Annotated in this window: 10 protein-coding genes; 3 read left to right on the forward strand and 7 right to left on the reverse strand. The window is 65.1% G+C overall.

What is annotated here, in order from left to right; all coding sequences use genetic code 11:
- Nucleotides 1-149 precede the first annotated feature (149 nt).
- Together AC2FMN_RS08450 and AC2FMN_RS08455 are read left to right on the forward strand one after the other, a co-directional pair.
- Nucleotides 150-584, forward strand: a complete 435-nt coding sequence (locus AC2FMN_RS08450; RefSeq protein WP_496687395.1) for a rhodanese-like domain-containing protein — start codon at nucleotides 150-152, stop codon at nucleotides 582-584.
- Nucleotides 581-1,399, forward strand: coding sequence for a CE1 family esterase (locus AC2FMN_RS08455; RefSeq protein WP_496687397.1), 819 nt, complete (start codon nucleotides 581-583; stop codon nucleotides 1,397-1,399). Before AC2FMN_RS08450 ends, AC2FMN_RS08455 begins: the two co-directional genes overlap by 4 nt.
- On the opposite strand, the gene mdoH is transcribed toward AC2FMN_RS08455, so the two are convergent.
- From mdoH to AC2FMN_RS08475, 4 genes are read right to left on the reverse strand one after another with little or no spacing between them, the layout of a single operon-like run.
- Complete coding sequence (gene mdoH / locus AC2FMN_RS08460) at nucleotides 1,400-3,271, reverse strand: glucans biosynthesis glucosyltransferase MdoH (protein WP_496687398.1); 1,872 nt, start codon at nucleotides 3,269-3,271, stop codon at nucleotides 1,400-1,402.
- The gene (locus AC2FMN_RS08465; protein ID WP_496687399.1) at nucleotides 3,268-4,767 is read right to left on the reverse strand and encodes an OpgD/OpgG family glucan biosynthesis protein; all 1,500 of its coding nucleotides are present in this window, start codon (nucleotides 4,765-4,767) and stop codon (nucleotides 3,268-3,270) included. The genes mdoH and AC2FMN_RS08465 overlap by 4 nt, the downstream gene beginning before the upstream one ends.
- Nucleotides 4,764-5,981 carry an OpgC family protein gene (locus AC2FMN_RS08470; protein WP_496687401.1) on the reverse strand — a complete coding sequence of 406 codons (1,218 nt, stop codon included), beginning with the start codon at nucleotides 5,979-5,981 and terminating at the stop codon, nucleotides 4,764-4,766. The genes AC2FMN_RS08465 and AC2FMN_RS08470 overlap by 4 nt, the downstream gene beginning before the upstream one ends.
- Before the next feature lie 29 nt (nucleotides 5,982-6,010).
- The gene (locus tag AC2FMN_RS08475; RefSeq protein ID WP_496687402.1) at nucleotides 6,011-7,381 is read right to left on the reverse strand and encodes a tetratricopeptide repeat protein; all 1,371 of its coding nucleotides are present in this window, start codon (nucleotides 7,379-7,381) and stop codon (nucleotides 6,011-6,013) included.
- 295 nt (nucleotides 7,382-7,676) lie between these two features.
- Between AC2FMN_RS08475 and AC2FMN_RS08480 the strand changes: the two genes are divergently transcribed.
- A complete protein-coding gene (locus AC2FMN_RS08480) occupies nucleotides 7,677-8,468 on the forward strand; it encodes an inositol monophosphatase family protein (RefSeq protein WP_496687404.1) in 792 nt (263 codons plus the stop codon).
- 3 nt (nucleotides 8,469-8,471) lie between these two features.
- Here AC2FMN_RS08480 and AC2FMN_RS08485 read toward each other — a convergent pair whose 3' ends face one another.
- The 3 genes from AC2FMN_RS08485 to AC2FMN_RS08495 all read right to left on the reverse strand — a co-directional run.
- On the reverse strand, nucleotides 8,472-9,038 hold the full coding sequence (locus tag AC2FMN_RS08485) for a histidine phosphatase family protein (protein ID WP_496687406.1): 567 nt from the start codon (nucleotides 9,036-9,038) through the stop codon (nucleotides 8,472-8,474).
- Nucleotides 9,039-10,112 carry an ABC transporter ATP-binding protein gene (locus tag AC2FMN_RS08490; RefSeq protein ID WP_496680166.1) on the reverse strand — a complete coding sequence of 358 codons (1,074 nt, stop codon included), beginning with the start codon at nucleotides 10,110-10,112 and terminating at the stop codon, nucleotides 9,039-9,041. It lies immediately after the preceding gene.
- Nucleotides 10,109-10,494, reverse strand: a 386-nt coding sequence (locus tag AC2FMN_RS08495) for an ABC transporter permease subunit (protein ID WP_496687408.1), incomplete at its 5' end; no start/stop codon positions are given. The genes AC2FMN_RS08495 and AC2FMN_RS08490, both read right to left, overlap by 4 nt.

The raw sequence follows: 10,494 nt of genomic DNA on the forward strand, positions 1-10,494 counted from the left end.
CGCCGACCCAAATGCGAAAAAATGACGCAAACTTGATTTCCGCGCGCGAATTTGGCGCGGCGGTGACGGGGCCCTTGTGCTATTGACGAGCCATCCCGACCGGAGGGTTCGAGTTGGCAGAACAAAGGTTGAAACGGCGCAGATGGGTGTTGCTGGCTGGAACGGCCGCTTTGGCCGTGGGGTTTGCGATCCGCGAGTACCGTCTGATCCCCGAGGAGTTTTCCGGCGGCAAGCTGAGCGTCGCGCAGGCGCAGGCCAGCGCCGTGTCCGGCGACGTTCTTCTGATCGACATCCGTACACCGCGGGAATGGCGGGCGACGGGTATCGGGCGGGGCGCGATCCCCTTGGATATGCGGCGCGACGATTTCGTGGCCGCACTCGACCGTCTGACCGGCGGCGACCGCAGCCGTCCGGTTGCCCTGATCTGCGCGCGCGGTGTCCGGTCGGCCCGGCTGAGCAACGCCCTGACCCGCGCCGGGTTTTCCAACATCATCGACGTCCCCGAGGGCATGTTGGGCTCGGCGGCCGGGCCGGGCTGGATCCGGGCCGGGTTGCCGGTCGACCCCTACGAGGTGCAATCGTGAGTGCCGTTGCCCGGTGGCTGTCGGTCTGGGCCGCGTTGCTTGCCGGACCGGCGCTGGCGGCCTGCGATGGGGTCGAAGGGGCGTGTGAAACCGCGCGGGGTACCTATCTGATCGAGGTCCCCGACCAGGACCATCCGCCCTTGGTGGTGTTCCTACATGGTTACGGCGGCAGCGCGTCGGGGACCCTCGGGAACCGCGGAATGGTCGAACCGCTGCTGGCGCGCGGATACGCGGTGATGGCGCCCGATGGCGCGCTGCGCAACGGGCGCAAAAGCTGGAACTTCTATCCCGGTTGGGAGGGCCGCGACGAAGCCGCATTCCTGGCCGAAGTGGTCCGGGATGCCGTCCGCCGGTTTGACATCGACCCCGACCGCGTCATCCTTGGCGGGTTTTCGGCCGGCGGGTTCATGGTGAACTACCTGGCCTGCGCCAAGCCCGACGCGTTTTCGGCCTTTGTTCCGGTATCGGGCGGCTTCTGGCGCCCGCATCCCGACGGCTGTGCCGGGCCTGTCCGCCTGTTCCACACCCATGGCTGGACCGACAACGTGGTGCCGCTCGAGGGGCGGGCGCTGGGTGGCGGCCGGTTCCTGCAGGGTGATATTTTTGCCGGTCTGGAAATCTGGCGGCAGGCCAATGGTTGCGCCGATAACCGCCCGGACGGGATTTCCACTACGGGGCCGTTCCTGCGCCGCAAATGGACCCGCTGCGCCGATGGCGGCGCGCTTGAATTCGCTCTGTTCCCCGGTGGCCACACTGTGCCCGCAGGCTGGGCCGACATGATGCTGGATTGGTACGAAGGCCTCCCGGGCGGCTGATCATTCCGCCGGGGTCAGCGTTCGTTTGCCCTTGATCAGGCGCTTCAACTCGTTGCGGTGGGCACGGGCGGCGCGGCTGATCGCTGGTTCCTTGACATCCTCAGGCATCCGCAGCAATCGCCGAGCCCGGGCCGCCGAGACCCCGCTGAGCGCCGAGAGCGGCACCGCGAAGGTCAGGCTGACGGCGATCGGGGCCAGCCAGACCGAGACCAGCCCGGACAGGATGCCGACGCTCAGCGCCACGCCGCTGACCGTTTCCAGCGCATGAAACAGGATCAGCGTGCGCAGACCGTACCGGCCACCCGCGCGCGCCTGGGGCGCCCAGCCCTTTTGCACCCCGAACATCGTGCGGAATACCGCGATCATCTGCTGGACCATCAGGATGGGGGCGAACAGGATCGACAGGATAACCTCGAACAGGAAGGACGCAAAGAAGCGCGCGGCGCCGCCGAAATCGGAATAACGGACACCGCTCAGCGGCAGGGCCAGCGCACCAAGGATCTTGGGCGCCAGCAGCATCGCGTACATCACTAGGATGATCAGCACGTGGCGTGTCTCGGTCATTTCCGGCCATTGCGGGAACAGAGGATTGTCGGGGCTGAAGTAATGCAGGACCGAGGCATCCTTGCCCTGGCCGATCAGCGCCCACATGAGAAGCAGAGCGAACCACAGGGGTGACATCAGATATCCGACGGCCCCGTGGAACAGGTGAAAACGCGATACGGCCTTGAAACCCGCCGACCCCAGCAGCCGCAGATGCTGCAGGTTGCCCTGGCACCAGCGACGGTCGCGTAGGGCATGGTCGATCAGGGTAGGGGGTGTTTCCTCGTAGGACCCGCGGATGCGGGGCAGGAACCGGACCCCCCATCCGGCCCGGCGCAGCAGGCCGGCCTCCACGAAATCGTGGCTCATGATCAATTGCTCGCGTCCGTTGAGAGCGCGCAGTTTTGGCAGGCCTGCGCAGGCCGCAAAGGCCTTGGTGCGGATGATCGCGTTGTGGCCCCAGTAATTGCCTTCTTGCCCGCACCAGCGGGCCAGCCCCTCGGCAAAGGCGATGCCATAGACGCCGTTGGCGAATTGCTGCATCCGGGCAAAGACCGACTGGGCGCCGATCAACTGCGGATAGCTTTGGATCAGCCCGGCGCCGGGGTCACGGGCCAATGCGTCGGTCAGCCGCGCGATGGCGCGCCCGGTCATCAGGCTGTCGGCATCCAAAACCAGCATCGCATCCCAGGCGCCGCCCCAGCGGCTGACCCAATCGGCGATGTTGCCCACCTTGCGGTCGGTGTTTTCGGCGCGGCGGCGGTAATGCAGTTCAAGCCCCGGGGCCAGGGTGGTGCGCAGCGCCTCGACGCTGGCCTGTTCTTGGGCGGCGATGTCCGGGTCGCGCGTGTCAGACAGGATGAACATCGCATAGTGATGCTGACCGCCACGCGCGCGCAGGTCTTCCAGCATCGTGCGCGCATTGCCCAGAACGTTCCACGGCACTTCGTTGTAGACCGGCATCAGCAGGGCCACGCGCAACGGCTGCGGCCGGGCCGCGCGCCGGGGCCGGTCTTGGCGGGACAAGGAAACCATTCCCAGCAGAACCGTACTGACGGTGAATGCGATCCAGAAGAAGTTGAACGAAATAAGTGTTAGCAGAATGGCCTCGACCAGGTTGATGCCCTCGGTGTCGAACCAGTCCACCAGAAACCACAACAGGGCCAGCGTCGCGCCCATGGCGGGGGAAAACGCCATTGCCCGCCACAGGCCCGCAGACCGGTCGCCGGGCCGTTCGGGCACTTTCGCGTCGCGAAACCCGGCGCGGAAGTCCTGCGCGGGCATCGGCAGGGGGGCCTCGGGCGGCATGATATGAAGATCGGGGCTCATGCGGTCCACCGGTAAAGCCAGACCTCGGAGGCCGGGGCCTCGCCCAGACGCAGCTGCGCCCGCAATTCGACATGGTCGCGGTCGCCCGGCTGGAAGGAAAACGCCAGCCGCAGCCCGCCGGTGTCGGGGTTGCGCTGCAGTACGCCATCCGACGTTTCGGCATGGGGTGACTGCACGAAGACGCTCAGCGCGTCGGGGTCTTCGAACAATTCGCTGGGCTCGAAGTCGATCACGGCCAGCCGGCCCTCGCCAAAGGTGTTCTCGCCCATGGCCGTGCGGATCACCCGCGGCATGGCCGTGCGCTGTGGCTGCTCGCCCCAAGTCAGGCGATAGGCCAGATCGACCTGCGTGCCCGCCGCCATCGGCTCGGCCGGGCGCCAATAGGCGACGATGTTGTCATAGATCTCCTGGTCTGCCGGAATTTCCACCAGCGTCACGGTGCCCTTGCCCCAGTCGCCGATCGGTTCGACCCACAGACCCGGGCGTTTGTGGTATTGCGCCTCGAGATCGGCATAGTCGGAAAAGGCGCGCTTGCGCTGCATCAGGCCAAAGCCGCGCGGGTTCATGTCGACGAATGATGAAATCTGCAGCCGCGTGGGGTTGGCCAGTGGCCGCCAGATCACTTCGCCGGTGCCATTGCGGATCATCAGCCCGTCGCTGTCATGCACGGCGGGGCGGAAATCGTCGAACCGGTTGTGATTGGTCTGGTCGAACAGGAACATCGAGGTGCCCGGCGCGATGCCCACATGGGTCAGGTCGGTGCGCGGGAACAGGGTTGCCTCGACCTGCATCTGGCAGTCTTCTCCGGCGGTAATGTCAAACCGGTAGGCCCCGGCCACGCTGGGGCTGTCCATCAGCGCATGCACGATCATGTTGCGTTGGCCGGGCCTGGGCCGTTCCAGCCAGAACCGGATGAATTCGGGGAATTCTTCGCCCTCGGGGTCGCCGGTTTTCAGCGCCAAACCACGCGCCGACAGGCCATAGACCTCGTGCAGCCCGATGGCGCGGAAATAGCTGGCGCCTTGGAACACGCAGAACTCGTCGGTCTTGCCGGGGCGGTGCATCTCGGTGCGCAGACGGAACCCCGAGAAGCCAAGTGTGTCGCTGACAGGCAAGGGCGGGACGTCCTCGGCCCGGTCGAACATCTCGAGATCGAAGGGTACGGCCTCGACCCGGCCGCCCTCGACGGTCGAGATCTGGACCGGGCGGGGGAAGTACAGGCCGGGTGCAAAGAAATCCACGTTGAACGGGGTGTCGGACCCGAACCAAAGCCCGTGATCCAGCCGGAACCGGATCGACCGGTACTGCTCATAGGTCAGGTCCAGCCACTCTTGCGGAACCTGGGCGCGCGCCTGATAGGGGCGGCTGGCCAGGTCTCGGGCCATGGCGATGACATCGGCCCGGTCAAACGCAACGTCGCCGCCCGTGGCCCATGCGGCCCGGGCGAAGGCGAGCGCCGTTGTCGACGCCAGAAAGGAACGACGCGTAAGCTTCATGTCTTCGACTTCCACGGGTGTGATTTGAACCAAGCGGCCAGATAGGCAACGCCGATCAGCATTGCAAATCCAAAAAGATTGGCGGTCAGAACGGCGGCGAAATCCCGCCCGAATTCATCCAGGAAAACGCCGATAAGTCGTGCCACTGCCATGGAAAATACGAACACGGCAAGCGATTGCTGGCCGACTTTGGTGATCAGCTTCAGGACCACTTGCCAGATCCGCGCGTAGGCGCCGTGTCCCGTTGCGATCAGCCGGTGCCCATGGGTGCCCGCCGCGACCCAGCCCAGATAGGCCAGCGACAGAAAGTGCACATAGCGGAACAGGCCGAAATCCGTCTTTTCGCGCAGTTCGGCCGTCAGCGGCCAGACCTTGCGGATTTCGGCCGCCAGGTCGGGGGCTGCGGCCTGAACCCACAGAAACACCTTCCATGATCCGAAGGGCGCAGACAGGACCAGAAACGCCACCGCCGCCCAGATCAGGGTCTTGGACACCGGGGGCGCCGGCAGCCAGCCGCGCATGAAGGCAAAGCCTGTGAAGAACAGAAGCTGCCAGCCGAACGGGTTGAAGAACCACTGCCGGTCCGACCACGGCTCGGCCGGCAGGGCCAACGCGCCGGTTTGCGCGACCAGCCAGATCGCGACCGAAACCAGCCCGACCGCCCAGACCCCGACCCGAGACAGCCCCATCAACAGCGGCATCATCGCCAGAACCACCAGGTACATGGGCAGGATGTCGAAATAGTTCGGAACATAGGTCAGCGTGAAAAGACCCACCATCTGCGGCGCCGGGTCGTTGAAGAAATGCTGCAGGTTCAGAGCGTTGACATAGCTTTTGTCGAAGGTACCCGACAGATCCAAGGCCGCCATGGACATGGCGACGAAGAAGAACAGGCAGATATGCGCCCAGTAGACCTGCCAGATGCGGAAGCTGACCCGCGCCGTGCCCATCCACCAGCCCTTGCGCAGGAACGCTCCGCCAAAGGCGATGGCCGAGGCCATGCCCGAACAGAAGACGAAAATCTCTGTGGCATCGGAAAAGCCGAACCGCGCCGGAATCCAGCGCGACCACGGGTTGTTCGGAATATGTGCGATCAGGATGATGAACATCGCGATGCCGCGATAGAAATCCAGCCGCGGGTCCCGCGTCGCGGGGCGGGCTGCGGCGTGGGTTTCCACCGGGGCAAAATCAGAAACGGGCGATGCGGTCGCCATGCGGTCTCGGGTCCTTCTTGGTCTTGTCGTTATTCTGCAGGCACGCTTTGCGCATCCGACTGGTCGCGCGCGGCGTCGATCAGCGCACGCCGGGCTAGGGCATAATTGTCCTCGGCGCCTCCGCGCTTGGCCCGCCTGTCGTCCAGAATGCGCTCGACCGCGTCGAACCGCCCCGCGCGCAGGCCGGAATCGATGGTGATGCGTTCGAAGACGTCGCGTTGCGCGTGGCTGCCGCCCGCCAGCTGCATGCTGTCGCGCGCGGCCAGCAGGTGGTCAAAGGCACGGGCATGGTCGCCCTCTCCGAACGCCTCGAGCCCCTTGGCAGCCGCTAGGCCGGGATCGGCCATGCGCCTTGCCGTGTCGGTCTCGGGGGTCTGGGCATCCTTGTGAATGCGCCCCAGCAACTTGGCCGTGGCATCGGCGCGGCTGTCTCCGGTAAGGGCCAGCAGATAGTGCAGATCGGCAAAGATCAGGCAACCGTCCTCGGTGCGCGCCGCGCTCAGATCGGCCAGTTCTTCCCACCTGCTGCCGACATCGACGCCTTCCAGTTCAAGCCGCGACAGCAGCGAAGTCGCGTTCGAGATGTCGCGGTAATCATCCGTCTTGTCCTTGCGGATCTCGCGATCGTAGAGCGCGATCACCTGATCGACCTGACCCAGATCCAGATGCATCAGCGCCTTGTGCCACCAGACGTGATAGCGGAAATTGTTGCAATGCGCCCAGGCTGCCTCGCGCCCCGCGAACCAGTCCAGGCCGGCCTTGGCGTTGCCGGTCATCTCGTGCACATGCGCCACCGCGTGCAGGCCCCAGGCATCGTCCGACACCATCCATAGCGCCTGCCGGCCCGCGATCTCGGCCTTGTCATAGTCGCCGGTTTCCTCGAGCGCGAAGGAATGGCAGCCCAGCAGATAGCCGCGGCCCGGATGATCGGGCGCATAGGCGGGCAGCACCCTCTCGATCGAGCGGCGCATGCCAGCCGCGTCGCCCAGAACGAACCGGGTGGCATGGCTGAGCTTCATGGCCAGCGCGTCTTCGGGGTGGGCGCGCAGGATGGTCTCGAACGTCTGGATCGCGCGCGACGGATGACCCGCCAGCCACTGATCCAGGGCGTCCAGATACAACGCCTCGCGCGGGGTGATCGGCTGGTGATCGGCGGCGGCGCGGGCGGTTGCGGCGGCCTCGTGGGCGACGGCCGTCATTTCGCGCCGGCCCAGCAGCACCATGAACAACCCCTTGACCGCATGGCCCAGCGCAAATTCCGGTTCCAGTTCCAGCACTCTGCCCAGATGCTGGGGTGTTACGGCCGCGTGGGCCAGGAAACCAAGCAGCACACCGTTCCACGCCTCGACCGCGATCGGGTCGGTCAGGGTGTTCATCTGTCCAAAAAGGTCTTGTTTCATGCTTGGGTCCAATCCGGCTGCGCAAAGTGACACCTCTGGGCTTAGCAGAGTGTTCGGGTGCGACGTACCAGTATCGGGCCTGCTCTCGAATTGGTGAAAGCCCGTGTGCGGCAAACGCGAAAAAATCCGCCTGTTCCGGCACATTTTCAGCAACTTGCCGCCGAAACGGGCCAGAGTGTTTCAGTTGCAGGCTGTGTTTGCCGCGCGATCACCCAGAGGTATCTCGCAAGGGACGGTCGGTTTGCCTTTCGGGGCCACAGTTGCCACAGTACGGCGCATAACATGGAGGTGCCCCGTGACAAACGACCTGACCCGCAAGGATTTTGCCGTTGCAATCTGCAAGCAGGCCGGTGAACTCGCCATGCGCTATTTTGCGGATCGCAGTGCGCTGGTCGTCGACCGGAAGGGCGCGCAGGACTGGGTCAGCGAGGCCGACCGGAATGTCGAGACTTTCATCCGCCAGAAGATCGCCGAAACATGGCCCGAGGATGGGGTGGTGGGTGAGGAACACGGCCGCACGCCGGGGACCAGCGGGTTCGATTGGGTGATCGACCCGATAGACGGCACAACGAATTTCGTCAATGGAATCCCGGTCTGGACGGTGGTTCTGGCCGGGGTCGCTGATGGGCGGACCCAGATCGGCGTGATCCATGATCCGAATGTGCACGAAACCTTTGCGGCCGCGCGCGGTGGCGGCGCCACGCTGAACGGAGCACCGATGCAGGTTGCTTCCGGCGTCGCGTTGAACTCGGGCACGGTGGCGGTGGGCTATTCGAACCGGATCGAGGCGCGCCATGTCGTGCCGATCGTGTCAGACCTGATTGCGCGCGGGGCGATGTTTCACCGCAATGCCAGTGGGGCCTTGTCCCTGGCCTATGTCGCGGCGGGGCGGTTGTTGGGCTATGTCGAAGAGCACATGAACGCCTGGGACTGCCTGGCGGGGCAACTGATGATCGCCGAGGCCGGTGGCTGTGTCGAAGATCAGGATGCCGATGCCATGATCCGCCAGGGCGGCCGCGTGATCGCGGGCACGCCCGACGTGTTCGACACCCTGCGCGAGATCGCCGAGCAGGCCTGGGCGGACTGACCGCTAGCCGATTGAGCGCCACCCGGTCCGAGGCCGCAAGGTTGCCAGATCCGCGCGCCAGAAATGTCCTTGGAAAGGTTGGTCGAATTGGCGGTCGATGGGCCGGTGCGACAAGGCACACCACAATAGCGTGCCGACGGCCCCATGGGTCACGACCGCAAGATCCGCACCGTCATGCGTTGCGACAATCCGGGAAACGGCACCGAGCATCCGGGTCTGCGCGGCGCGAGCGGTTTCCCATCCGCAAAAGCTCTGGTCGGGCTGGGCAAAAAACGCGTCGGCCGCGCTTTCGAACACGGTGTGGGGCAAATATCCTGTGGCGCTGCGATCATTTTCGCCCAAGGCCGCGTTTTGTGCCACAGGCAAGGCGCGAGGCGCCGCAAGGATCGCAGCGGTTTCGCGGGCCTTTCTTTCGGTGCTGACCCATATATGTGAAACTTTGTCCATTTCGGGGCTGGCGGCGAATGCCTTGGCCCGGCCGCGGCCCCGGTCGCACAGAGGCCAGTCCACCACCAGGATGTCGGGGTCGACGACGACTTCGGGGTGCGTGATCACCAGCAGGTCGGGCATCTATGTCTCGGGCAGCAAGACCGGGCCTTTGTCGGCGAAGGCCATCCGCACCTGCGCGCCAGGGGCCAGCGGGGTGTCCACGTCCTCGTGCACCGCGAAGACCTGGCCGAAATTGCCGGTCAGCGTGTATTCCATCCGCACACCGACATAGGTTGCTTTGGCCACCGTGGCCGGAATTCCCCGCTCGGCCCCGATCACCAGCCGCGACGGGCGGACGGCGACGGTGCCCGGCCCTTGGGGCAGCCCGCGGGATGGCAGGGAATGGCGATAGCCTTCGATTTCGATCGTTGCGGTTTCGCCTTCGATGGCAACGATCTGACAGGCCAGCAGGTTGGCCTCGCCGATGAAATCGGCCACGAAGCGGTCGTTGGGGGCATCATAAAGCTGTCGGGGCGTTCCGATCTGGGCAATGGCGGCGTTGCGCATCACCACGATCTCGTCCGATACGGCCAGTGCCTCTTCCTGGTCATGGGTGACATAGACCACTGTCAGGCCGAGATCCTGCTGGATGGCGCGGATGTCCTCGCGCACCTGGCGGCGCAGCTTGGCATCCAGATTCGACAGCGGCTCGTCGAACAACAGTACTTGCGGTTCCAGAACCAGCGCACGCGCCACGGCGACCCGCTGCTGCTGACCACCCGACAGTTCCGATGGCAACCGCGCGTCAAACCCCTTGAGGCCCACCAGATCCAGCCCCTGCAACGCGCGGCTGCGGGCCTCGTCCTTGCCGAAGCCCGAAAAGGTCAGGCCATACATGACGTTTTCCAGCACGCTCATGTGCGGGAACAGGGCATAGGACTGGAACACCATCGACACGTCGCGGTCGGTCGCCGGTAGCTTTGTCACGTCGCGGTCGCCGATAAGGATGCGGCCCGAACTGGCCATCTCGAGCCCCGCGATCATGCGCAGGGTCGTGGTCTTGCCGCAGCCCGACGGACCCAGCAACGTGACCAGCTTGCCCGCTTCGACATGCAGGTCGATGGCGTCGACGGCGACGACATCCTTCCCGAAAACCTTGGACACGCGTTCAAAGCGGACCGGGGCGGCCTTCGAGCCGATATGAGTGTCGGTCATGGCAATGTCTCCGTTTCGTGCACTGTGCGCCGCCCGATGCGGACCCGGCCCACCAGAAGTTGCAGCAGCCCGACCGCCGCAAGCATCACGAAGATCAGGGTTGTGGAATAGGCGATGGCCAGGCCGTAATCGTTGTTCTCGACCCGCCCGATGATATAGCTGGTGGCCATGTCATATTCGGCACTGACCAGGAAGATCACGGCCGAGATGGCGGTCATCGCGCGGACGAAGCTGTAGACCAGCGCTGCCAGGATCGCCGGCCGCAGCAGCGGCAGGATGACCCGCCGGAAGGTCTGCCAGGAATTCGCCCCCAGCGTCAGCGAGGATTCATCCAGGCTGCGGTCCAGCTGTGACATGCTGGCGATGCCGGCGCGCACACCCA

The organism is Ruegeria sp. BHSC037 (assembly GCF_059613045.1).